Consider the following 25,698-nt stretch of genomic DNA (forward strand, 5'->3'; position numbering starts at 1 on the left):
TCGTCAAAAAATTAAATGTGTTCCATGCGATAAAAGTTCACTCCAAAAGCATTAACACGCCCTTCGGCACGGAAACCGCTACGTTCATATAAGGCTTTTGCTCTAGGATTCTCAGGATCAACCAAGAGGGTGGCCAACATCTGCTGATCTTTGGCACGATTTACCACTCGCTCCAAAAGACTCTGAGCAATGCCGCGCCCACGATAGTCTGGATGCACAGCAAGAGAGTCAATGTAAAGTTCACCAGCTCTCGTCTCGTCCTCCATAGCTGCTATTTCTTCTGGCGTGAAAAAAGGCAATTGATTGAAGGTGCGCTCACGAAATTCTCGAAAGTTCTCCCCTTCATAACTGAGTAGCATGGCCACAGGGTGGCCGTTATGCTCTGCAATCTCAGCATGTTGGTAACTATATAACACTCTGGTTTGTTGCACCACGGGCACTACTACATCGACCGACTGCTGCTGTTCGGCTGTAAGAGGTTGTTCCAGATCTATTATGTGGAAGGCTGCCATTACAAATCTGGCTATAAAATCTGCATCTTCAAGATTTGCAGGACGGAATGTAATATTTACTGTAGACATTGATGGATGATTTATGACGGAAAACGACTGATAAAAATGAGAAGACTAGGGATAAAAAGAGAATCAAGGAGAGAACATACTTCATGACACAGCCGAATAATAAAGAATGTGTTCTCCCTTATTGCTATAATGATGATAGAGCTTCAGAAAAGGTTTATTGGAAGAACCAATGGGAAAAACACACGATACACAACTATTTTCTCTGTAGAAATGGCGGCATCGGTGGAGAACTATCTTCAAGCTCTCCCTAAGTTGTAAACAATATCTCAGAGATTTCTCAGAAAAACTCGGACTTTTTCTAAATTATCTCCGAGTTTTTCCAGACACTCTCAGAGAGCTTTGGAGAAATCTCCAAGAAATCTATTGATACGCCAGAGATTTGCCTCTTAAACATCAATTCGCATCCTTGAAAATCCTATACAACGGACTACAACTCCTCTATCTTAACTACACATTACGCACAGACTGCTAAAACTCTCCTTACAAATCTTCGTAACGAGGGATTTCAGAGAGAAACTCCACGCGATGGTTTACATAATCTATTCGACAACAGAAATGCTGTAAACCATTGCTCACAATGAGATAATCGGCACGGAGCACACTATTGTAGCTTTGCACTTGAGTGAACACAGCCTCGGTGATTGCTACCTGTGGAGCTTTGTATTCAACAATAAGACGGGGCATGCCACCTTCTCGAGCGTAGAGCACTGTATCGCAACGTCTAGACACACCTCCTACGTTTATTCCAATCTCATTAGCGAGAAGACCTTGAGGATACCCTCTTTCAGCCACTAAAAAAGCCACGAAATGCTGGCGCACCCATTCTTCGGCTGTAAGTGTCACAAAGCGTTTCCGCAATTCGTCATAGACTTGCGGTCTGCCATCGGCACTCTTGCGCAAACGCAAAGCTGGAGTGGGGAGGTTTAAGGGAGGAAAAGAAAGCATCAAGACTCTAATTATGTCGAAGGTGTAGAAGTATCCTATCAAGAAGTTGGCAAAGCTAATAGATGAAAACAAGCCACTCCCATCACATTAATAGTAAATTAAAGACATTGGCTTACTTTACCTATTATATAAGCTTACGATACTATTATAGTTCTATGCTACTTAAGCAACCATAATCATAGGCTACTCGAGCTACAACTATGAAGGCCACGTTGCATTGCTCAGGGGGCTTTTACTAATGCGACTAAAGATTCACACTATTTCCAACTGATACAACTACAAAGATACGCATTTCTCTAGGAATTACTCCTTCAAACCGAACGGGAGAAATGGTTTTTACCTCCCAGCATTCTTCTTTCATCTGCATGAAGAACCGATTTATTTGCTAGAAGGGGAGAAAACTTCAAACGTGCCATCGTCATAAAACACGCGAATCTCCTTAATCTTACGTATCTTTTTGTCCATTAAATTCGCGGCTTCTAACATTCCCCCATATTGTTGGGCTAGAACAGATCCTTCTCTGCGTATTCCGCGGGCGTTTCCCCCCATCATAGAGGCATGCATTCCAGCATTCCCAGCTGTTACTCCTACACTAACACCAGGCATCTCCTCGCCAAAGAGAGTTGTTTCAGGGAGTAGAGTCGCAGATTTACCATTTCCTTCTACGTCCTCCACCGTTTCCTCCCTTTTTCCATCGAGTGATAGCAGCATTTCTCCCTCCCCAAACATCAACCAATTGGTATCTATCTCGGGAAAAGCTTTATGAATGGCTTGAACATGCTTATTGGTCGGGTTAGTACGCCCAGTAAAAATACTAGATATTGTGGCAGGCGCAACTCCTAACTGAGCTGCAAAGTTTTGTTGACTCAGACCATAGTGGTCCATAATTTGACGTATTCTTTCTTGCATTACGATAGTCTGAAAAGTAGTTCCTAAGGAACAATGAAAGAAGGCAAAAACAGCGATATAAAATCGCATGTATTTCAGCTCGTAAAAGAGCATTTTCTGACTCTATAATAAGAAAACTCTAAGAGAAACACTAATGAGCAATTGGTACAACTCAACGAAGTAAGAGAGACTGTAGGACTGTCATTACACATGCACTTAACCTTGTTCGACAAAGAGTCAACAAAGAGTAAGATTTCTCCTATGTCTGCTTCTTTCCTTGAGGGACTCGTACAGAGGATGTCACAGCTGCTTCACCGAGTATAGGAAATATACAACTCAATATACACAAATCCTTCCGAAAGACGAGCTTAAGAAAACAGATTACTTGCGACTGAATCGCAACTTACAGACTATTGAATTCAAGCATTTCAGGGATGGTTGATCTCCTTGTCTGAACAGCACAGAAGAAGTCACCAACACGTTTGCTTCCTCTCTTAGAGCTTTTACTTAGCCACTACAAAGGTAGTGATAAAAAATCAGACAAACAACATTCTAAATACAAATATCAAAATCAAAACACCATCACATTTCAAAACACAAATATAAATATCCAAATCAACAGTACATGAAAAGCTCTTCACATTTACATATCACAGTCTAAAAGAACTATTGTACATCTATAAAAAACAATAGTACACAACCGCATAAACACTGGCTTTCAAACAGATATAAGAAGATCTAACGACTTTACAGCTACATACGACAAACATCTACCTACACACAGCCAACAAACAAGGACAACACACCAACAAACACAACATAGAAATCTGGTTTACAACGAATTAAAAGACAAAAAGTTGGATTGCATAATAATAGATTTAGATTTCACAATTCAAGAAGTAAGACTACAAACACAAACTCAACAAAGGGTTTACAGGATGTAAATCATGCCTAATAAGAGAACTATGAGATACATTTTTAAATCACATTGTAACACACCACAAAACTCAAGCAATAAAATAGAATGCAAACAAAACCCAACTCTAAATCTCGAAATATTGAGAAAAGGCCATTTGTACGAATTTTAGCTCATTCCCACACCTTATCCTAATTATCGGAATTTACGCGATTCTCAGAGCTTACAAATCCATCTATTCTACTATAAAACAAAAGGTTATACACATTTTCTGTATCTCAATCCAAGAACGTTCTAGCACAAAAAACAAGGTTTTTCACTCCCTAAAACGTGATTTTTCACCTCAACATCCTGGTTTTACTCGTAAAAATAGGAACTTTGAAGGCAAATTTACGCTAGATCATGCTATTTCTACTACATTTTCACCACTCTCCCCCATTCTCACTACATCCCCTCCATATTTCTCTTTACTTTTCCACAGTCTTCAGAGTACTAAATCGGAAATTCGCAAACAGAAGCCCAAAAGGTCTCGCAAAAAATCACACCTACTAGAAAATACCTTCAAGAACAGTTTATACACTTTTCTAGTTGCTTCTTTAAAACAGGAAGAATGAAGGGCTCTCTTCCTAAAGATACAAAGACACCCTCTAAGACTCCGAATAATTCTTGCAAGGGGAACACCCATCAACCGGAAAAACACGCACCACTCTCCTACCCTACAACAACTCACTCCCAAGAGAGAAATGAAAACTCTAAGAAAACTCAGCCACTCTAGGAAGCGAGTTTGTTCATCTCCTAGATTATAACATCAACCTCCATGACATCACTTCTAAAGCCATTAGTTTTCACATTTACACAAAGCCCAAAAAAATACTTCTCCCTACCATCCTTAAGACAGCAGGGAGAAGTATGCAGCAATACTCCAAAGAGAACAAAGCTAAAGATAAAGATCCTGGAGAGTTTTCTTAGACAACCTAAGACAGCCCCTTAAGAACTACCAGACGAAATCATAGACTTCAGCAGGTAGAGTAAACGCGATGCAAACAAATCAATGGAGAATAAAAAAGAGCAATTCCTTCATCAGATCACCCGACTCAATGGCAGGGTTGTCTACCCCCTTACTTTTGGCATCCGTACGGCGAATTTGCCCTATTATATCCATTACCTTACGACCAGAATACAGGCGCATTGCAGGAAGGATATTGCGCTCTGCTTGCCAATCGCTCACGCCTACCCATGATGCAATCTCGCGGGGGCTTTTTGTTCCGGGCGTATAATAAGCGAGCATCAACTGAGAGAAGAAACGAAACAAGGCAGGAAGCACCATCTGAATAGGGTTTTTCTTCGGATTTTTATCAAAGTAGTTCGCGATTCTATTGACTTTTACGACATCTTTTTTGCCCAGTGCATCCAGCAGTTCAAAAATATTGAACTCCTTACTCACTCCAATATGCTCTTGAACCAACCCAAGACTGATGATAGAAAGTTTAGCAGAGAGTAGCAATTTATCGATTTCTCCCGAAAGACGACTGAGATCAGCCCCGACAAAGTCGGCAAGCATCTCAGCGGCTTGGGGTTCGATGGTAGCCTTTTTGCGTTGCACATAGTTTTTCACCCAAGTGGCCAATTGATAATCGCGGAGCTTCGCGCTCTCCATTAAGACACCATGCTTCTCCAATAGCTTCACCACGCCCTTACGTCGGTCGAGCACCCCATTCTTATGGCAAAGAATGAGCACCGAAGTAGGCTGCGGCTGTTTGAGGTACGCCTCAAGCGGAGCAAGATCTTTGAGGTTCTGCGCTTCTTTCACCATGACCACCATTCGTTCTGCTCCCATAGGAAAACCCATAGCAGCTTGCACCACTGCCGTTGCATCAGTTTCGGCTCCAAAAAGTGTGATGAGATTAAAGTCGCGCTCCTCAGGACGGAGTAGACTATCAAGGAGAAAGTCAGCCACATGGTCGATGTAATAACTTTCTTCTCCCATGAGATAGTAAACAGGCGCAATATTTCCAGCCCGCACATCAGCAACAATCGTCTCGTGTGTTGCACCCGTAGGATTTTTTTTCGCCATATTATATATTAGGTATAGAAGTACACACCATGCACCTTAGCTTTTTTTCAAGAGAAAAGAGCAAAGCCGCATAAAGTTTCTCCTATAAGCAGATCAAAAACAAATACAAGCTAGCCATAAACTGATACGGCCCAGCTAAATAATAAATCAGGAAGGCCGTAAACTACAATGAGCAAGCCATAAATTAAAGAAGGCGCAGCGAACATTCGCCTGCGCCTTATCCTATTATAACAAGAGAGATTACCAATCAAACTTCAAGTGGCGCACCGTCTTTCGGTCACCTTGCAACAAGCGCAAGGAGGCGATACCCAACTGTACATGTGTTTCGGCAAAATTACGCGTTACATGATTATCAGACTTCTCCGTCTTCACACCTTCAGGTTCCATAGGGTTGTCGCTCACTAAAAGCAAAGCTCCCGTAGGAATATGGTTATAAAATCCACAGGAGAAGAGAGTGGCGGTCTCCATGTCAATGGCCATGGCGCGAGTTCTGCGAAGATAAGCCTTAAACTCTTCGTCATGTTCCCACACTCGGCGGTTCGTTGTATAAACTGTTCCCGTCCAATAATCTAAAGAAGCATCACGAAGCGCAGTAGAAATAGCTCGCTGCAACATGAAAGCAGGGAGAGCAGGCACCTCTGGTGGGAAATAGTCATTACTAGTTCCCTCTCCTCGAATCCCAGCAAGGGGAAGAATATAGTCGCCCAGCTGAGTTTTGTGGGAGAGTCCTCCCGTCTTACCCAAGAAGAGCACGGCACGAGGTTTCACGCTTGAGAGCAAATCCATGATAAGCGCAGCATTAGGCGACCCCATGCCAAAGTTGATCATGGTGATACCCTCTGCAGTAGCTGCGCGCATGTTAGCATCGAAGCCCACCGCAGTCACATTCATCTGCTCACAAAACATGTCCACATAATTGTTGAAGTTTGTGAGAAGAATGAGATCGCCAAACTCTTCAAGTTGGACTTTCGTATATCTTTGCAACCAGTTGCCGCAAATTTCTTCTTTCGTCATATTATTCTGTTGTAGTTTAGGAGCAAAGTTACAAAATTATTTGTGAACGAGTTGTCCACCTGCTGAGAAAATCGTAACTTTGCCGAAAATATCTGCGGTCACTTCCTATCGACCGCCAAAGCAATGCGCTATGCAGATCAAACAAATCGCAGCAGCCCTTGAAAATTTCGCTCCGCTGCCCCTGCAAGAAGGCTACGACAATGCCGGCTTACAGTGTGGATTAACAGCGAGTGAGTGTTCAGGGGCATTATTGTGCCTTGACGTCACAGAAGCCGTGGTACAAGAAGCCGTGGATCGTGGCTACAATCTCATCGTAGCTCACCACCCTCTCCTCTTTCGTGGGGTGAAATGTGTGAGCGACAGCACCTATGTGGAGCGAACCCTCCGAATGGCTATCCAAAACGATGTAGCCATCTATGCCGCACACACCAATCTTGACAATGCCGTGGGCGGTGTTAATTATGAAATCGCCCAACATCTCGGCCTGCAAGACATAGCCTTTCTCGAAACTCTCGGACGTGGTGACCAACCTGCGGGAAGCGGGTTAGTAGGAAATTTGCCTCAACCTATGGATGTGATGGATTTCCTCCAACTCCTCAAACGAGAATTTAAGGTAGAAAATCTCCACTTCTCTCGTGGTCCTCAGCAGACTGTACAGCGCATCGCCTTTTGTGGCGGTGCAGGCGACTTCTTGATTGGTCGTGCACAAGCCGTTGGAGCTGACATTTTCTTCACGGGTGAAATCGGTTACCATTACTATTTCGGTCACGAAAATGAACTTTGGCTCGCAGCTCTCGGACATTATCAAAGCGAACGCTACACGATCAATCTTCTCCAGCGCATTCTCCAAGAGCAATTTCCCACGCTCCCCACAGCGATGACGACGATTGATACCAATCCTATACAATATCTATAAGTAGCGCAACGATAATTTTAACCGCTGACCTACCATATATATAAGGAGTCCTTAGGCATTTCAACATAGCCTCTCTATTATACTAAGAGTAATTGCACGACTCATATACATAGATATAAATAAACATTACCCATCGCTTCCCACTACGCAATAAAATTCCACCATAATGGCAACAAAGAAAGACAACACTTCCGCAGACATGTCTGTAGAACAGAAGCTGAAAAACCTCTACTCTCTCCAGACAAAGCTCTCTGAAATTGACGAAATTAAGACGCTCCGTGGCGAGCTTCCCCTTGAAGTGCAAGACCTTGAGGACGAAATCGAAGGTCTCTCACACCGTCTCCACAAGTATGAGGAGGAAATCGAACATATCAAGGGTGATATTGCTCACAAGCATGAGAGTATCAAGGAAGCGCAAGAGATGATGACGCGCTACCAAAGCCAACTTGACGATGTGCGCAACAACCGCGAATACGACAACCTCTCAAAGGAGATCGAATTCCAAAGCCTCGAAATCGAGTTGCTTCGCAAGAAGATTAACGATGCTGAGCGTTTAATTAACCTCAAAACGGGTGATCTAGAAAAAGGTCGTGCAGCACTTGAATCTCGCCAACAAGACTTGGATCAGAAGAAGGCAGAGCTTGATGAAATCGTAGCCGACACCAAGGCTGATGAAGAAAAGCTCCGCGAAAAAGCCAAGGCTATTGAAACCACCATCGAACCTCGTTTGCTCACGGCTTTCAAGCGTATCCGCCAAAGCTCACGCAATGGTCTCGGCATCGTCTACGTTCAACGTGACGCTTGTGGTGGTTGCTTCAACAAGATTCCCCCTCAGCGTCAGCTCGACATCCGCATGCGCAAAAAGATTATTGTGTGCGAATACTGCGGCCGCATCATGATTGACCCCGAACTTGCTGGTGTGAAGATTGAACGTCCTGAAGAAAAGCCAAAACGCCGCGTTTCTCGTCGCAAAAAGACTGAAGAGACAGAAGGATAATCTTGCGCTATTCGCAAAGGTATTTGCACCCTTCGCTCACAAATCCTTACTGAATCATCCGTGCAACCACCTTTATTAGAACTACATCCGCCCTTTTGCCCTCTCCATTTGGGCAGAAGGGCGATGTGCTTTCAATAGGCTTATCTCAGAATGGTGACCAAAATCACGTAGACCCGCGAAAAATACTCCGCTCACTAAGTCTATCTCTGGAACCACTTGTTAGTTCCTCCAGAAAGAGAACTAGGTTGTCCTGCGTTATAGGAGAATCCCCTGGTATCTGAAGGATAAAAGCAACCTCCACTGATGGCGAATCGCAGCAATATAAAGGAGAATCGCATTTTTTAAAAGTGCGAATGCTTAGCTAACAACGGTAAATATCATCCTTCTAAAGGCAGATGCTAGTCTATTAAAAGCTTATAGCAATCTTCTAAAAGCGAATGGCAGCCAACTAAAGGCGAATGGCAACCTTCTAATGTCAAAGTACTAAAGTCTCACTACTTATTTCCCACATCTAAAAGTCCACACTCCCTTGAAACTTCACCTTCTTGTTGTCGGTCGCACCGTCGATGCCCACCTCAATGCTTTGATCACGGACTATGTTTCTCGCATCAAACACTACATTCCCTTTGAACTTGAAGTGATTCCCGAGCTCAAAAACACCAAAGCGCTCAGCACTGCACAGCAAAAAGAGCGTGAAGGTCAACTCATTCTCAAGAGTTTGAAAGAAGGAGATTGGGTAGTGCTCATGGACGAAGGCGGCAAAGAATATCGCTCCATTGAGTTTGCCGACTACCTCCATCGACGTCAGTCGTCAGTCTCCAAACGAATGGTGCTGATCATTGGCGGTCCTTATGGTTTTTCATCTGAGATTTACGCACTTGCCAAGGAGAAACTCTCCCTGTCTAAGCTAACTTTTTCTCACCAAATGGTGCGACTCTTCCTCACCGAACAGATTTATCGCGCCATGACCATCCTTCGCGGTGAACCCTATCACCACGAATAGCCCCCTTTTTCCCACATCCATACTATGAAATCCCCTTGTTCTCCTCAGTCTCCAGTTGTGCTCTGGCTGCTGCCTCTTATCGTTAGCTTATATTCTTTTTTATGGGCTAACGTTTTCTCTATATCTGCGCAGAATCCTTCGATCTACTCCTCAGCTAGAACGACAGACCAACAGTGGCAACCTCATCGGAACTATGCTCGCTCTTGGAAACGACTTCGCGTTCTCACTTGGAATGTGGAAAATCTTTTTGACACGCTCCACGATGACGGATTTCACGACGAAGAATTCCTACCTTTATCTCAACGAAAATGGACTTCTCCACGCTATTGGCGCAAACAAGGTGCCATAGCTCGCACACTCGTGGCCGCAGCAGACCTACAACCGATAGACCTCATCGGACTTTGCGAAATAGAGAACGACTCTGTGATTCATCATCTTTGTCGCCGCACTCGTTTAGCCCGTTTGGGCTACGAATATCTCGTCACCCACAGTCGCGACCAACGTGGTGTCGATGTTGCCCTTCTTTATCAACCCTTCACTTTGTCGCTGATTTCGCACCAGGCTCTCCGTGTGCCATTCGATTCTCTCCACGAACGCCCAACGCGCGACATACTCCATGCCACTTTTCGCGCGCCACGCGGTGACACTCTCGATGTTTTTCTTGCTCACTTCCCATCTCGCCTTGGAGGAGCAGCACATTCCTCTCCCTATCGTGAGCGAGCAGCCAATCTTATTGCTCACACAGCTGACAGTCTACTCCACCTGCGGCTTCATCCTCATCTCATTGCCCTAGGAGATTTCAACGACGAACCCTCTGATCCCTCCATCGCTCGTGTACTTTCGCCCTATCTCTACGCCCTCACACCACATGCAACGCCCTATCCTGGGCCATCTTCTCAAGAACCTTCTAGGAAGCCTAAAGCATCGAGAAGCATTGATACAAATGCCACAACAACTGTTCATGCCAAGACTCCTGAATCATTCGATAATAGCTCGGTGATGGGCACCTATTTCTTCCGACATCAGTGGGGCCGCATCGACCAAATTCTTGTTTCACACAACTTTATCACAGAAGAACGTCCTACTTCTCCGCCACATGACACTCGATACGCAGCGAAGAAAAACCAATTTCTCACACGTCCCTCTTGCGACGTTCGCATTTTTGCTCCCTCCTTCTTGCTAGAATGCTCCAAGTCTGGCGAACTACATCCGCACCGCACCTACCTTGGCACCTACTATCATGGAGGCATCAGCGACCACCTTCCCCTATTTGCCGATTTTTGGTATTGACTTTTCTCTCCTTCTCAAAAAGACTCCCTCCCATCTCTTCTCAGAAATGGGAGGGAGTCTTAATTATATATGAGGAGGATGATAGACCAACAAGAACAACGATGAACGATAAAAGAAAGGACACCCAATATCTACCTGGAGTCTTGAGTGCACTCAGGCCTTAATAATTGGCGCATCGCCTAATCTATTCGGTCTAAAACCCAATGCTTTTTATGCCATTACAGCATCTGCGAGAGCTTCGAGGGCTGGAATATCAGCTTGTTTCAAAGCACTCTTGATAGAAACTACATCTTCGAGTACTTCAAGGTTCTTGAAATTAGCTAACTCAGCCTTGATAGTCTTAGCAGCCGTAGGAGCCCAAGTCGTATTCTCCATGATGGCCACGCGACGCTTGATAAAACCTTTGAGACGAAGTTTGTGTGTGAAGTGGTGCATGGGTGGGAAAACTTCAGAGTCGTAACTAGAAGCAGCAAGGACGAGCTTACCCAAACGGAATGCATCGGCAAGAGCGTGATCAATAGAACCACGGCAGAGATCGTGAAGCACCACTTCTGAAGCTCCCTTTTCGCGGAACACCTCAGCTAAACGGCGAGCAGCGACCTTGGTGCCTCCGTGAATGCTGGCAAAAGCAATGACAATGCCATCAGGATTCTCGGGTTCATATTTAGACCAAAGACCATAAAGACGAAGGGCCTCAGCCATCTCACCATTGCGAAGGAGCGTGCCGTGGAGAGAGCAAATCACTTCTATGTCAAACTGCGCTGCTTTCTCGAGCACCTTAGACACTTGCATACCATACTTACCGCAGATGCTGAAATAGTAGCGGCGAGCTTCTTGCGCCCAATCGTTGGGGTGAGCGTCGTATGTACCAAACTTACCGAAAGCATCGGCAGAGAAGAACGCCTTGTCACCATCATCATAGGTCATGATCACTTCAGGCCAGTGCACCATAGGAGCCGTGATGAAGTGGAGGTTGCGGCCACCGAGGTCGAGTGTGCTACCATCGGTCACTGTGATGGTGCGGTCGGTCATATCGAGACCTTCGTTGAACTGAGCAATAAAGGTCAAAGCCTTTGCGCTAGCCACGACTTTCAAGTTAGGATACTTGTTCATCGTCTCAGCAATGGCACCAGCGTGGTCGGGTTCTACGTGCTGAACTACAAGGTAGTCTGGTGTGCGACCCTCAAGAGCCACTTGGAGATTCACCTTCCACTCCTCAACGCAGCGTGCATCGACAGTGTCCATGATGCAAACTTTCTCATCGAGAATCACATAACTGTTGTAGCACATGCCTTCGGGCGTGCGATATTGGCTCTCGAAGAGGTCGAGATCACGATCATCAGTACCAATGTACTTGATGGTGTTTGACACAAAAGGAATCATATCAATTTGTTTTTTATAGAATGACAGAAATACTTTCTTGTGGTATGATGAGGAAGGAAGAGAGAAAATTCTGTATGATAGCAGAAGCTAGTTTAGTCATAAAATGGCACACACCCTAGGAGCATTACACCACCTCGGCAACAGCGCGAAGATAATTGCGAAGATTGCCAGCCTTGTGCACAGCTTTGAAGGCTTTACGTCCGATTTCTGGTTCGAGATAATCCCAAAAAGTGCGGAGTTTCTGGTGCAGTTGCGCTTCTCCAGGTATGATGCGAGCATAGTGAGCATGGAGGGCATCGTGCAGTTGATGGAGCAATGCAATGCGCTCATGTCTAGTCCATTCACGCTGTTCACGAAGCTCTGCACCTAATGAAGGACGTGCCAAAAGACCGCGCCCTACCATGATCCCAACAAGTTGTGGAAAACGCTCTTGTATCTGCAACACCTCTTCTGGCGAAGTGAGATCGCCATTGTACACTAACGGCTTCTTGCATTCAGAAGCAAAGGCAGCAAAGGCTTCCACATCAGTCGTTCCTTTGTAGCCTTGTGTGCCGATGCGCGGATGCAAAGCGACCTGCATGAGTGGAGCTTCGTTGATGAGGGGCAAAAGCAGTTGCGCCACAGTGGGATTGTCCCACCCTAGGCGGAGCTTGATGGAAAATTGCACTTCAGGGTGCTGTTTCATCTCTGCAAACATTGCTGCAATCTCGTCAGTCTGCGCCAAAAGTCCGCAGCCACGTCCATGTTTGGCTTGAAGCGGAAAAGGGCAACCCATGTTGAGGTCCAGGCGACGATAACCATTCTCCCTAATAAGGTCAGTGAGTGTGCGAAACTCCTGCACATCGGCCGCAATAATCTGTGGCACCACTGGCACATGCTCATTGTGTGCTGGGAGAATGTCGCGCAAATCTTTAGAGCGCGGTGAACCATGCTCGAGGCGCACAAAAGGAGTATAATAGAAGTCCACCCCACCTACGAGTTGATGGTGCAAACGTCGATAAACATCGTCGGTATATCCCTGCAAGGGAGCGAAATGCAACGCAATCATACAGCAAAAATACAACTTTCTTCTGAGATTCACCTCTTGTCCGACAAAAATGACCTAATTTTGTAGCCTAAATCTCCATAAACCTATGTCTTCTCTCTCTTCTATCCCTTATTTTGGTGAATCTCTCTCGCTCATTGTGGCCACCATGTGGACCGCCAGTGCGCTGTTTAGTGAGGTGGCGACGAAACGCTTGGGAGCAAGTGTGGTGAATGTTTGGCGCATGATTCTGAGCATGTCGATGATTGCTGCGTTGCTCTTTGCCTTCACTGGTAGTCCGCTTCCCCCTCCTGCTTCAGCCACCACATGGACATGGCTCTTGCTCTCAGGGATGGTGGGTTATGTGTTTGGCGACTATTGTTTGTTCAATGCCTATCACCTCATAGGTTCACGCTTTGCACAGCTGTTTATGACCATTTCTCCAGCCACGGCGGCCATAGCAGGATGGTTGTTTATGGGGCAAACAATTTCACCACTCGGCATTGTGGGCATGACGGTCACTAGCTTAGGCATCGCTCTCTCTATTCTCGGAAAAGCCGACAAAGATGCTGCCGACCATCAGAAAAGAAAACGCGTGGAACTGCGCCTCCCCTTGCGAGGAGTGCTCTATGGATTAGGGGCAGGTGTGGGACAAGGACTGGGTTTGGTGCTCTCAGCCAAAGGTCTTTATCATTACGATTTGAGCCTGCAATCCTTATCTCTGTCGTCTGAACAACTCGACACTTACAAAATGCTCTTGCCCTTCGCAGCTACTTTCATGCGTGGCGTAGCAGGGCTAGTGGGATTCACCTTCGTTCTGGCTTTGGCACGTAAGACTCAGCAGTTCACCGCTAGTCTTCGCGATGGGCGTGGCTTGAGCATCCTCTCTTGCGCCGTAGTTTTTGGACCATTTGTGGGAGTTTCTCTCTCGCTCATGGCCACACGCTACACATCTGTTGGAGTGGGCATGACACTCATGTCGCTCAGTCCGATTTTGATACTCGCACCTGCCCATTGGATATTCGGACAGCGCATCGCCACACAAGAGATTATCGGTGCTTGTGTGAGCGTCCTAGGCGTGTCTTTGTTCTTCATCGGTTAGCTGCTAGAGGCTTTAACGCACCATCATACCATTATATATTAGTCAACATCCTTCTCAACATAACTCTCGTGTCATGAATCTTACCCATTATCTCGTAGCGGCGCTCTATTGCTCTTCATTAGTTGCCCAGGCACAAGAACTCTCTCTGCAAGAAGTGCCTGCTGCTCAACGCTATATTTGGAACTCTTGGCAGCAACAAGTGAAATGCTCTACTTCAGCTTTCTCGATTTTTCAACAAGCCACGCTTCCTTCGCTCAGGCAGCCTACGACACAAAGTCAGCTTCTTCCTAGTCAATTAGAAGAACATGCAGAACTCCAATTCTACGTTGGCACCAAAGGTGAACAACCTAAGAGTGGTTATCCCCTCTTTCTCTATTTGCATGGTAGTGGTCAGGCTGAGCAGGAATGGACTACTGGACTGAGTTTGTCGCAAGGATTTGATGATGCGCCTTCTACCTATGTGGTTCCTAAGATGCCTAATCCCACTGGAGAGTGGTATCGCTGGTATCAACAGTCTAAACAATGGGCTTGGGAGGAAATGTTGCAGCAAGCCATGGCTTCTCCCAACATTGATCCCAACCGCATCTATGTATTTGGTATCTCCGAAGGGGGCTATGGTTCGCAGCGATTAGCTTCTTATTATGCTGACTATTGGGCTGGTGCAGGTCCAATGGCTGGAGGAGAACCTTTGCGAAATGCGCCTGCGGAGAACTGTCAGCACATTGCTTTTTCTCTTCTCACGGGTAGTCAAGACTATGGTTTTGGACGCAACCAAATTACAATGGTAGCTAAGGAGGTGTTCGACCAACTCGAACAACAATATCCTAATACATTTAAGCACCGCATCGAGCTGCAACAAGGGCGTGGTCACGGCATTAACTATAATCCGACCACAAGTTGGCTGAAAGAGTATCGCAGAAATCCTCGTCCCCAAGAATTCCTTTGGGAGAACTTCCCAATGGGTGGTCGCTATCGCAGTGGGTTCTACAACCTTCGTGTGGACGAATCGCCGAAGTTGCCCGAAGTTGCCGCCACTAGCCCTGGTGCAACCAATGACTATGACGGAAGATCCAACCGCTATTTCCATCATCTGAGCATGGCAAACAATGAGGTGCGCCTTACCGTAAAAGAAGTGACGTATACGGTGACGGAAAATGTGCCTGGAACGAGCATTCCGATGAAGTTTAATCGCACTTATTCTCCAGCAAAGTCGGGCACTTACACCATTTTTTTGGACAACACTTTGGTGAACCTTGCACAGCCTGTGAAGGTGTGGGTAAATGGCAAGAAGGTGTTTGAAGGCACCGTGAAATGCGATGCAAAGAACATCCGCGAAAGCCTTGAGCTTTTCCACGATCCTGAAAGATTGTTCCCTGCTGCAGTGCAAGTTAAACTCTAAATCGTGATGAGATTTTCCACACCGATTGAGATTTCTCCTCTTTCCTTCCAACTGACACCACAGTCACGCATCGTTGTGCTTGGTTCTTGTTTTGCCGAGCACATCGGGCAGCGGTTGGCGCACGCGCTTCCTCCTGGCAGTGTGTGTGTCAATCCGTTTGGCGTGCTCTACCACCCCATGGTTTTGGCGCGCGCCTTGGCGATGATAGCCTTTGCACCTGATCTTCCCGAAGATGTTTTCTTTGAAGGGCGTGATGGACTTTGGCATAGTTGGTGGCACTCTGGAGCTTTTACAGCTCCCACTCAGGAAGGGTGCATACGCCAAGCGGAAGAGGCTTTGAAAGAAGCACAAGCGGTGTTGGAAAAGGCTGATTTACTCATTCTCACCCTCAGTACGGACCATGGGTATTATCTCAAAGAAACACTCAGCTGCGGCAGTTTGGTGGCAAACTGTCATAAGATGCCCAGTAAGATGTTTGAAGAGAAAGTCACTTCTTTAGACCAATCTATCAGTGTGTGGGAGTCGTTGTTGCCTCTCATCAAGGCTAAGTTTCCGCAACTCCATCTCCTTTGGACCGTTAGCCCTTATCGTTACGCCAAACATGGGATGCACGAATCGCAACTCTCGAAAGCTCGCCTACACCTCACGATTGACCATCTCATACACTCCAAAGTAGCGAACGCAAATTCTCTTCACCAAGAGAACGAATTGATGGGTCTTATGGATAAGTCAATGCTGTGCAAGAAAATCTCGGAGAGTTTTGCTAAAAACTCGGAGATTTTTGGAAACTGCTCGGAGTTTTTTGAAAAAATGTCGGAGAACTTATTGAAAAAGTCCGAAATTTCTTCTTCAAACATAGGAAGAGACCAAGAAGATAGCTTACCCTCCATGCAAAAAGCTGCAGAGGAGAGTTCAGATGTAGTTACATCTTCCCTCGCCTCTACTTGCGACACTTGGCAACACTACTATCCAGCTTATGAAATTCTTCTCGATGAACTTCGAGATTATCGTTTCTTTGCCCCCGACATGCTCCACCCTTCTGAACAAGCAGTGGATTACATTTGGGAAAAATTCCGTTTAGCCGCTTTTTCTCCAGAATTGCAGGACTGCGCATCACAACTTTATTCAATTCGGCAAGCTCTTTCTCACCGCCCGCTTCACCCCGAAAGTGAAGATTATCGGCTTTTTTATACACAAACACAACAGAGAATTGAGAAGTTCGCTCAGAGGTTTGGTTTTATCCCCAAATAAAGACCAAAGAACGCCCCAAAAGACACAAAAAAGAGAGGATATATTGCACTTTTCTATCAGAAGAGCAATATATCCTCTCATTTTGTCATCTCCATCTACGACTAAGCACTTCTAAAAGGTCGGAATCTCATGACACTAAAAAGCAAGAAAATTCAGAAAAAATGCAACCACTGATTAAGAAACGCTCATCGTTCTATATAACAATAAGTTAGCAACGAACTAACACCTCCATTTTTACTCTTTTTCGAAGCCTTGAGTCTAAAAAAAAATTGCAGAACATTTGGAAGTAAGATTCTTTATCCGTATCTTCGCTATACAAAAATGCTTACTGAACTTAGCAAAATTGCATACAAAATTCAAAATATCAATCTTTCCTGCATATAAATACGGCAGAGAATTTAAAAATAAATACAACATGCTATGATTAAGCCTATGCTATCTGTGAGAGCTATGCTCTTGATTGCAATGCTGACTGGTGGGGCAGGTGCCTTTGTCCCCACTACGCTTCATGCAGCTACTTCAAGTGTACAACAGAAATCCGTTGTTAAAGGACGGGTAATTGATGCTACAGGCGAACCTGCTGTAGGTGCTTATGTCATCGTTGTAGGTGCCGGCATCGGTACGACTACCGAGCTGAATGGTTCATTCACGATTAAGAATGTCAAGCCCGGTGCTACTATCAAAGTCTCGCTTATCGGTTACAAGTCGCAAACGGTGAAATGGGATGGTACCTCAGAACTTAACTTTACCCTTGAGGAAGAAACCTCCAACCTCAATGAGGTGGTTGTTACAGCCATGGGTATCACCCGCAAAGCAAGTTCTCTGACTTATTCCACGCAATTGCTACGTTCAGATGAATTGATGAAGGTGCAAGACCCGAACTTGGTAAACAGTATCGAGGGTAAAATTTCGGGTGTGACCATCACTCCTTCTGCTGGTGGTGCTGGTGGTGCTTCTAAAATCACACTTCGTGGTAATAAGTCTATCCTTGGTAACAACGCTCCTCTCATTGTGGTGGACGGTGTGCCTATGACCAACAACATTCGTGGTCAAATCTCTGGAACAGGATTCGCAGCTGAAGGTAGAACAGAAGGCTCTGACCCTCTCTCTATGATTAACCCTGATGACATCGAATCGATGAACATCTTGAAGGGTGCCAATGCTGCTGCTCTTTATGGTTCTGCCGCTGCAAATGGTGTTGTAATGATTACAACGAAGAAAGGTAAGGAAGGTAAACTCGATGTAAACTTTACTTCTAATGTGACCTTCGACACCCCATTGCTCACTCCTCAGATTCAAAATGTATATGGTGGTTATGACGGAAACGCCCTAAATGTACATAGCTGGGGTAAGAAGCTGAGTGGTGAGGGTGGTGGTTACAAAATCCACGTTCCTAATGGTGGCGATATCCAAGGTAATGGTCGTGATGTATATCTGCGCAACTCTGCTGCGGATGATATGAAAAACTTCTTCCGCACTGGTTTTACCACCAATAACTCTGCCTCTCTCTCTGGCGGCACGGAAAAGGTACGCACCTATTTCTCTTTCGCTAATTCGCACTCTGCAGGTATGATTGAAAGCAATACCTATAATCGTAATACTATTGCTTTCCGTCAAAACTATAAATTGTGGGAACGCGTATCAATTGATGCGAATGCCAACTACGTACAAACTAAAACACGTAACCGTGTGGGTGGTGGTGTAGCTGGTAACCCTCTATATGACCTTTATACCATGCCTCGCGATGTAGACTTCGGATACTATCGCAACAATTACGTTGGTGAAGGTAAGTGGCTCTCACAACGACAAAACTACTACAAACTTCTCAACGGAAGCTACACTGCTACACAAGGCCAAGCAGAACTGTCTGGTCCAATGCAAAACTGGGCATTCCAATCTCCTGGTAAAAACAACCCCTATTGGTTGCTCAGACAGAATAGTGGTGTCAATCGCGAAGACCGCTTCTATGGTTCATTGCAAGGTAAGGTTGATATCTATGATGGCCTAGCTTTCCAAGCTCGTGTCTCACTAGATCATACGAAGTACAATTCTGAATCTAAGCGATATGCTACGACTTGGGATCCTGCTTCTATGAATGCTTATGGTCGTTACTGGTTGACCAACAGTCGCTCTAGCGAGATTTATACAGACTACTTGCTTTCTTACAACAAACAAATCCAAGATTGGAGCGTTTCTACCACTGCTGGATGGGTGGGCCACGTCATCAAAGGCGAAACTACTTCAACTGATGCTACAGCTACGTTTGACATGACCAAGAATGGTATCATGACGGAGCTACCTACAACCATCAACCACTTTGAGCCCAATGCTGGTGGTGCAAGCGTTACCAACAAGTCTAGAAGCAGTAACTGGGACAAGGCAGCCCTTTTCACTACTCAGTTTGGATGGAAAGAGCGTGTTTACTTTGACGCTTCTTATCGTCATGACTGGTATCGCACCTTTCGCCAATTCTCATATCTTGGAACGAAGGATAACTATGGTTATTTCGGATTTGGTGCTAATGCCATCATCTCTGAGCTACTCAACATGAAGAACGAATACATCAAGTATCGTTTGAGCTACTCAGAAGTAGGTAACTCTATTCCTAACGTGGTGATGAATGCCGTTTCCTACGATCCTCGCACAGGTACTTACACCGTAGGTGGCAGCAACTCTTTCGATCCTATTCCAGAGAAAACAAAGTCATTTGAGACGGGGCTTGAAATGCAATTCTTCAACAACCGACTCAACGTTGACGTTACTTACTATAACTCTGCCATGCACAACCTCTATCTCAATGTGCGCGGTACAAATGGAAAGTCCCAACCTGTCAACTCTGGACGTATTCGCAACCAAGGTATCGAAACTACCTTTGGATACGACTGGCAAAATGTTCTCCCAGGTCTCCGTTGGAAGACTAGCGTGAACTTCTCTTATAACTTCAACAAGATTGAACGCACTTATCGTGACAAGAATGGTTTCAGTCAAGATTTGCCACTTGATATCGCCAATGGTCTGCAGTTGAAGTACATCGAAGGTCAGAAGTATGGTAACGTATACGCAAGTGACTATACACGCTGGGCAACTGACGTATACCAAACTGATGAGGAAAAAGCCAAGAATATATACAACACGGAAGGCAATGGTAAACTAGTCCACAAAGCTGGTGACATCTTCGTCAATAGCAATGGTACTCCTTCTTTTGATGGAAACACCAAAACTATTTCCAACTCTGGACGTGTATTAACCAAACCTGGACGTAAATATGGTCGTTTCTTGGGAAATATGAACTCAGACGTTCAACTCTCTTGGAGCAACACATTCTTCTATAAGAACTTCTCGCTCTACCTTTTAATCAATGGTCGCATCGGTGGTAAGGTGATTTCACTCACAGAAAGCTATCTCGATCGTTTAGGCCTTTCTGAGCGCACCGCTAAAGCACGCCTCAAGGCTGAAAAGGAAGGCATCAAAACTGCTAATGGAGCACCTGGCATGTACATCAATGATGGTCGCGACATCGTACCTATCAAGGAATACTATGAGGCCATCGGTACAAACGATGCTTCAAGCTATGTTTACAATGCCACAAACTTCCGTGTACGTGAACTTTCATTAGGCTACACTTGGCGTAATTTGTTTGGTGAAAACAAGAACTTGAGCGTTTCTGCAGTTGCGCGTAACCTCTTCTTCATCTACAAAGATGCACCAGTAGATCCAGATATCTCACTCTCAACTGGTAATGGATTGAATGGATTCGAAATGTTCAATATGCCTTCAGCACGTTCTTTCGGCTTCAATGTGAAACTCAATTTCTAATCTTCGACGATCATGAAACTTAATTTATATTTTGCCTCTGCTCTCATGTTAGGAGCTTGCAGCCTGCAATCCTGCTTGGATTATGACAATCCTGGTGCAGAGTTCAATTCATTGCAAACGCAAGAAAGCCCTGAGAAGCACCAAGGTAATGTAGACAAGATAGACTTCTCAAAACTTGCCACTCAAGAGGAAGTAGCAGAAGCACTCGAAGCACTAAAAATCAACTTGGGACAGAGCAAAACTGCTCAGTATTACTTGAGAGGGGGTAAAGATGGTAAAACACCTGCCGCTCACGCCTATCAGTTCCAATACAACTTGGGTATTGATGCTTATGCGCAGTATCTCGTGGTTCCTCACAAGGACTTCCCTTACAGCAACACGACATTGACTTCTTCTTATAACATCTCTGAGAAGTTTAATGGTGGGCCTCATGGAGGATATGGAGGTGCTAAAAATGCACTGATGCCACTCTTGAACCACCCAATGATTGACCGCGTGCCAGAGCTGAAAGCAATCAACCTGCTTTACTATTGTCTTGCAGCACAAGAAAGAGCAGACCTTTCAGGACCTTTCAGTTATTTGGAAGATAAGCAGAATTCAGAAAATCCTACGATTTATAATGACCTGCCCACCATCTATAATGGTATCGTGAGCAATCTTAATACGATTGTGGCATGCCTCAAGAATTATGAGACACGTCCTGATTGGTACAAACAAGAGATAGCAAAAGCGCTCAACCAATATAATGTTACAAGTCGTGCTAAGCTCATGGGTAAGCCAGGAATTGAAAGCTATATCGCTTTGGCTAACTCACTTAAACTTCGTATGGCTATGCACATTGTCAAAGTAAATCCTACATTGGCTAAGCAATGGGCAGAAGAAGCTGTAGCTTCGGGTGTGGTAGAACGTGTAGAAGATCAACAAGGTATTTTCCAATTGATCAGCGGTTTCTCACATCCTCTCGTAGAACTAGCCAACAGCTGGAACGACACTCGTATGAGCGCATCATTCGAAAGTCTCCTGATGAGTTTGGATCACCCCATGACCAAGTACTTCTGGAAAAAGAACAGCTTGGACATCAAGAACCCTCGCACGGGTGAAGTTCTTGAGAAAGACCAACGCATCGTCGGTATCCGTACGGGGACTCGCGTAAAGGATGGTCAATCTCCTGAAAGCAATGAATACGAGCGTTATTCTTCGTTCAATTCAGATCCTATTGCAGAAGCTCCTCTCTACTTCGTCAAGTATGCAGAAGTTTGCTTCTTGCGTGCTGAAGGTGCACTACGTGGTTGGAACATGGGAGGCACAGCCGAACATTTCTACAACGAAGGTGTCCGTCACAGCTACTTTGAAGACCCAGAAAACTTGAATTATTCTGAATTCCCACAATACATTGACGAATATCTCAAGAAGGAACAGCCAACTCCCTACGTACAAAAGGATCCTATGGGAGGTGAAGACTGGGCATCAGTCACCAAGATTGGTGTGAAGTGGAACGAAGCTGATGATCGTGAAGTGAAACTCGAAAAGATTATCACTCAAAAGTACATCGCACTCTTCCCACTCTCTACTGAAGCTTGGGCAGAGCTTCGCCGCACAGGCTATCCTAAGCTCTTCCCAGTCCTCAATCCTGAGGATGGTGATGGAACACTAGATTATGGCGACATCATCCGTCGTGTACCCTGGTTGCCCACAGATCCACAAGGCCAAGCCATTGTTGACCGCAGTGGATTGCATGCTCTTGGTGGAGCAGACTTCCAAGGCACTAGACTCTGGTGGGACGTACCTGGTCCAAACTTCTAACATAAACACTCTGGATCTATAATTTTCTAAAGTGGATAAGAGGGGAATTTTATAATCTCCTTAGAATTCCCCTCTTTTCCCATTTGAGATATAATCCTATTATTCCCAACTAACACTTTAATTATTATCATGAGAAAGTTTACTCTTCTTGCCACTATGGCATGCGCTCTTCTAGGTTTGCCTAGTTTTGCGCAAACAATCTCAGCTGAGAAAGCAGCTTCTGCAAGTGTTTACGACTTTTCAGGTTTTAGCGAAACTAAAATTCTTGAACTCTTTGCCAAAGTCAAAGCAGAAGGTCGTGATTACCCCACTCTTGCCGAATTTAAAGAAATCGGTATCCTTCCCAGTGATTTGGCCTTCGTACGCTCACACATGCGCCCTCGCAACTTGTTGAGCCAAGCCAATCGTGTGGTACAAAGCACTCGCGAAGGTCGCGATTTGTGGATGAACATCCCCATGGATGCTGGTAAAGGCGGAGACGTCGGTTATCCTAGTGGTAAGTTTGCAGCAGATGTATACTCCATGTGGAACTACACCAACTTGTTTGGTTCTTGGAATCATGGTCTCTTCACAGCTCCTGGTTGCTGGGTAGATGCTGCTCACAAGCATGGCACAGACATCTTCTCTGGTATCAAGTTCTTTGACACAACGGGAGGACGTAATGGTAGTTCTAACGCTTGGGAAGCTTTCATCTTAGCCAAAACACCAGAAGGTAAGTTTACCTATGCTGAACCTCTCATCAATGTATTGATGTATTTCGGTTCTGATGGTATCAACTATAACTGGGAAGATTCTGGTTATGACAGACCTGAAATAGTAGCTTTCCACCAGGAACTCTGGAAAATTGCAGCAAAGAAAGGCTTCAAAAACTACCACTCTGGTATTTATACTAGCCAAAGCAGCTTGAGTGAATACAATGCTAAAGCCTTGTTTGGAGATCTAGCAAATGGAGGAAAGACTCACGATTTGATGCTCAATTATAGTGGCGACAACTTCATACCTGTATCCACAATGGAACGCTCTGTTAATGCAGCTAAAAAAGCAATGGAAACAACAGAAGGACTATACGCCAGCACGTGGATTGTAACGATGAATCGTTCGTGGAGTAACCTTAGCAAGAATAACGATATCAACATCTGTCTTTGGGGTGAACATGGTGAAAGCCGCTTCATGAGCTACAACAAGGGTAAAGATGCCTTTGATGCACAGCGCAACTACCAACGTTTGCTAGAACGCGCTTTCTCTGGTGGTAACCGCAATCCTATTAAACGTCCTGCAGTAAGTAATACAGGAAACAACTGGGAACAAGAAGGAGATAAACTTCCTCTCCAAACCTTCTGTGGTCTTGCAGAATTTATTCCTGAACGTTCTACAGTTCAAGGAAATCTTCCCTTCGCTACTCATTTCAACTTGGGTAACGGAGAACGCTTCAACTATAAGGGTAAGAAGACAGCTGGTTCTTGGTACAACATGGCTGCTCAAGACATGATGCCCACCTACCGTTGGTTGGTTTACAACGCTGGAACGAAAAATATTTCTACTGCTATCCAACCTGAGTTCTCTCATGACGATGCCTATATTGGTGGTTCTTGCCTCGAGCTCAAGGGCGATGCTTCACAAGCTACAGACATCGTACTTTACCAAACCGACCTAAAGGTTGGTGCAGCTAATCCTGTTGTCAAACTCGCTGTTAAGAAACTTGCTGGTGCTGGTCAATCTAATCTCTCAGCTATCCTTAAAGTAGGTGAAAACTGGGTCGAAGTTCCTTATGGTGAAGTTAGCGGTAATACTTGGGAAGAAAAGAAACTTCCAGTAAACCTCACTCAAGGTAGCACCATCACCGCCATCGGTCTTCGTGTGAAAGATGGTTCTGACAAGTACCTGCTCAATGTGGGTAAACTTGAGATTAACGACGACAGCTTCTTGAAGCCCGCTGAGTTGAAAGACCTTTTGGTTGAAGTCAAAAAAGAAACCAACAAGTCTATGACTGCTAAGCTCTCTTGGGGCGTGGATGCAGAAGCTAAGGATCGCAAAGCCAATGATCTTCTCTACAATGACGAAGCTAACATTGATCACTTTGAGGTGCTTTACAAGAATGGCCAAGATGGTAAAGTGCAAGTAGTTGGTCTTACCTCTCAATGGGCTGCAGTTGTTCCTGACTTCGAGTTGGAAGATGGTGCAGAACCATACTTCGGTGTTCGTGCAGTTTCAGCTGACCTCAAACAATACTCTACAGTTCAATGGCAAAAGGTAACTCGTGATCCTAACGCTCCCAAGATTCAAGAAGTAGATCCTTACGGCATTTCTGCTATGAATCCCAACTGTGATGGAGCTGACATTGCACGTCAACAGCGCTATGTAACAGCTGTTACCACTACTGGAGCTACTCAAAATCTTAACTATCACGCAGACGCTCCTGTTGCTGACGGAAGCCAGTATGCTGATGCTCGTAACCAAGTGCTCAAGGTGAAGCAAGGTCAAAAGGTAACACTCACCATCAAGTGCTTCGACACTAGCAACCTCTCCAAGAAAGACGGTCTCCGCTGGTGCTTCGCTGGTGGTTGGATGGATCTTGATGGTTCTAAGTCTTTCAACCCTGATGCTATTGACGAAAATCCCAAGGAAGGAGAACGAATCTTCAAGGTAGGTAAAGTGCGTGCTGGTACTCCTGAATTTGAAACTCAAGGTATCTCTACTACTTTCGAAGTTCCTGCTGACGCTCGTCCTGGTAAGAGCCGTCTACGCATCGTCTTCTCTGATGCTTGGTTCGCTGGTGCATTCTTGCCCACAGGTCTCCACAACAAGGGATTCTCCATCGACTTCGGTGTAGAAATTGAAGGTACTAATGCTGGTCGTATGCCTAATGACTCGCACGACCAAGGTGCTGCTGACGAACCCGATCGCATCAAGGACGAAAAGCCCAACTACCCCACTGCAGTCAACAAGGTATTTGACGAAGTAAGCCGCGCAAACTATGCAGATGGCGTACTCCAATTCACCAACGTACAACAAGCATGGGTATATGGTGCAGACGGTAAGTTCGTTGTTGGATCTAACGGCGAAGCCATCAACACGCAAGACCTCGTTCCTGGTGTTTACCTCGTGAAGATGCAAAACAAGGGCGTTATTCGTTCTACTAAGTTCGTAGTGAAATAATCTCCCTCTTCTCTATCTAATCGCCCCCATTTCTCCTCTGAAATGGGGGCGATTCATGTTTCTAACATCATTGATTCTTCATTCACTCTCGCACACCTCTGTATATAGCCTACCTAAATTTCCTCAATGAAACACATTAT

Annotated in this window: 17 protein-coding genes; 10 read left to right on the forward strand and 7 right to left on the reverse strand. The window is 45.2% G+C overall.

Going from position 1 to position 25,698, the window contains the following annotated elements; genetic code table 11:
- Nucleotides 1-11: 11 nt before the first annotated feature.
- From HMPREF9999_RS09780 to HMPREF9999_RS00795, 5 genes are all read right to left on the reverse strand, one after another.
- A complete protein-coding gene (locus tag HMPREF9999_RS09780) occupies nucleotides 12-581 on the reverse strand; it encodes a GNAT family N-acetyltransferase (RefSeq protein WP_009436347.1) in 570 nt (189 codons plus the stop codon).
- Between the two features lie 480 nt (nucleotides 582-1,061).
- Nucleotides 1,062-1,526: a type I restriction enzyme HsdR N-terminal domain-containing protein gene (locus tag HMPREF9999_RS00780; RefSeq protein ID WP_009436349.1), complete on the reverse strand. Its 465-nt coding sequence runs from the start codon at nucleotides 1,524-1,526 to the stop codon at nucleotides 1,062-1,064.
- Between the two features lie 378 nt (nucleotides 1,527-1,904).
- A complete protein-coding gene (locus HMPREF9999_RS00785; RefSeq protein WP_009436351.1) occupies nucleotides 1,905-2,528 on the reverse strand; it encodes a helix-turn-helix domain-containing protein in 624 nt (207 codons plus the stop codon).
- A gap of 1,850 nt (nucleotides 2,529-4,378) precedes the next feature.
- Entirely contained in the window at nucleotides 4,379-5,404 is a 1,026-nt protein-coding gene (gene holA, locus HMPREF9999_RS00790; RefSeq protein WP_009436352.1) for a DNA polymerase III subunit delta, read from the reverse strand.
- 240 nt (nucleotides 5,405-5,644) lie between these two features.
- The gene (locus HMPREF9999_RS00795) at nucleotides 5,645-6,418 is read right to left on the reverse strand and encodes an AMP nucleosidase (RefSeq protein ID WP_009436353.1); all 774 of its coding nucleotides are present in this window, start codon (nucleotides 6,416-6,418) and stop codon (nucleotides 5,645-5,647) included.
- A gap of 130 nt (nucleotides 6,419-6,548) precedes the next feature.
- Here HMPREF9999_RS00795 and HMPREF9999_RS00800 point away from each other — a divergent pair, with 130 nt between their 5' ends.
- From HMPREF9999_RS00800 to HMPREF9999_RS00815, 4 genes are all read left to right on the forward strand, one after another.
- On the forward strand, nucleotides 6,549-7,334 hold the full coding sequence (locus HMPREF9999_RS00800; protein ID WP_009436354.1) for a Nif3-like dinuclear metal center hexameric protein: 786 nt from the start codon (nucleotides 6,549-6,551) through the stop codon (nucleotides 7,332-7,334).
- A 166-nt stretch (nucleotides 7,335-7,500) separates the two neighbouring features.
- The gene (locus HMPREF9999_RS00805) at nucleotides 7,501-8,331 is read left to right on the forward strand and encodes a zinc ribbon domain-containing protein (RefSeq protein WP_009436355.1); all 831 of its coding nucleotides are present in this window, start codon (nucleotides 7,501-7,503) and stop codon (nucleotides 8,329-8,331) included.
- Nucleotides 8,332-8,860: 529 nt separating this feature from the next.
- Entirely contained in the window at nucleotides 8,861-9,334 is a 474-nt protein-coding gene (gene rlmH, locus HMPREF9999_RS00810) for a 23S rRNA (pseudouridine(1915)-N(3))-methyltransferase RlmH (RefSeq protein ID WP_009436357.1), read from the forward strand.
- Nucleotides 9,335-9,568: 234 nt separating this feature from the next.
- Nucleotides 9,569-10,624 carry an endonuclease/exonuclease/phosphatase family protein gene (locus HMPREF9999_RS00815; RefSeq protein WP_009436358.1) on the forward strand — a complete coding sequence of 352 codons (1,056 nt, stop codon included), beginning with the start codon at nucleotides 9,569-9,571 and terminating at the stop codon, nucleotides 10,622-10,624.
- A gap of 210 nt (nucleotides 10,625-10,834) precedes the next feature.
- Here the strand turns inward: HMPREF9999_RS00815 and HMPREF9999_RS00820 are convergent, their stop codons facing one another.
- Together HMPREF9999_RS00820 and HMPREF9999_RS00825 are read right to left on the reverse strand one after the other, a co-directional pair.
- The gene (locus tag HMPREF9999_RS00820) at nucleotides 10,835-12,007 is read right to left on the reverse strand and encodes an FprA family A-type flavoprotein (RefSeq protein WP_009436359.1); all 1,173 of its coding nucleotides are present in this window, start codon (nucleotides 12,005-12,007) and stop codon (nucleotides 10,835-10,837) included.
- A 124-nt stretch (nucleotides 12,008-12,131) separates the two neighbouring features.
- Nucleotides 12,132-13,055, reverse strand: a complete 924-nt coding sequence (locus tag HMPREF9999_RS00825; RefSeq protein ID WP_009436360.1) for a tRNA dihydrouridine synthase — start codon at nucleotides 13,053-13,055, stop codon at nucleotides 12,132-12,134.
- 85 nt (nucleotides 13,056-13,140) lie between these two features.
- On the opposite strand from HMPREF9999_RS00825, the gene HMPREF9999_RS00830 reads away from it, so the two are divergent.
- From HMPREF9999_RS00830 to HMPREF9999_RS00855, 6 genes are all read left to right on the forward strand, one after another.
- Nucleotides 13,141-14,133, forward strand: coding sequence for a DMT family transporter (locus tag HMPREF9999_RS00830; RefSeq protein WP_052316445.1), 993 nt, complete (start codon nucleotides 13,141-13,143; stop codon nucleotides 14,131-14,133).
- Between the two features lie 73 nt (nucleotides 14,134-14,206).
- On the forward strand, nucleotides 14,207-15,532 hold the full coding sequence (locus HMPREF9999_RS00835) for a hypothetical protein (protein WP_009436362.1): 1,326 nt from the start codon (nucleotides 14,207-14,209) through the stop codon (nucleotides 15,530-15,532).
- A 6-nt stretch (nucleotides 15,533-15,538) separates the two neighbouring features.
- Nucleotides 15,539-16,783: a GSCFA domain-containing protein gene (locus HMPREF9999_RS09785; RefSeq protein WP_052316446.1), complete on the forward strand. Its 1,245-nt coding sequence runs from the start codon at nucleotides 15,539-15,541 to the stop codon at nucleotides 16,781-16,783.
- 420 nt (nucleotides 16,784-17,203) lie between these two features.
- Nucleotides 17,204-20,599: a SusC/RagA family TonB-linked outer membrane protein gene (locus HMPREF9999_RS00845; RefSeq protein WP_009436365.1), complete on the forward strand. Its 3,396-nt coding sequence runs from the start codon at nucleotides 17,204-17,206 to the stop codon at nucleotides 20,597-20,599.
- A gap of 12 nt (nucleotides 20,600-20,611) precedes the next feature.
- Nucleotides 20,612-22,402: a SusD/RagB family nutrient-binding outer membrane lipoprotein gene (locus HMPREF9999_RS00850; protein ID WP_009436366.1), complete on the forward strand. Its 1,791-nt coding sequence runs from the start codon at nucleotides 20,612-20,614 to the stop codon at nucleotides 22,400-22,402.
- A gap of 129 nt (nucleotides 22,403-22,531) precedes the next feature.
- Nucleotides 22,532-25,558, forward strand: coding sequence for an endo-beta-N-acetylglucosaminidase (locus HMPREF9999_RS00855; protein ID WP_009436367.1), 3,027 nt, complete (start codon nucleotides 22,532-22,534; stop codon nucleotides 25,556-25,558).
- Nucleotides 25,559-25,698 lie beyond the last annotated feature (140 nt).

Origin of the sequence: Alloprevotella sp. oral taxon 473 str. F0040 (assembly GCF_000318095.2) — a bacterium.
Taxonomy (GTDB): domain Bacteria; phylum Bacteroidota; class Bacteroidia; order Bacteroidales; family Bacteroidaceae; genus Alloprevotella.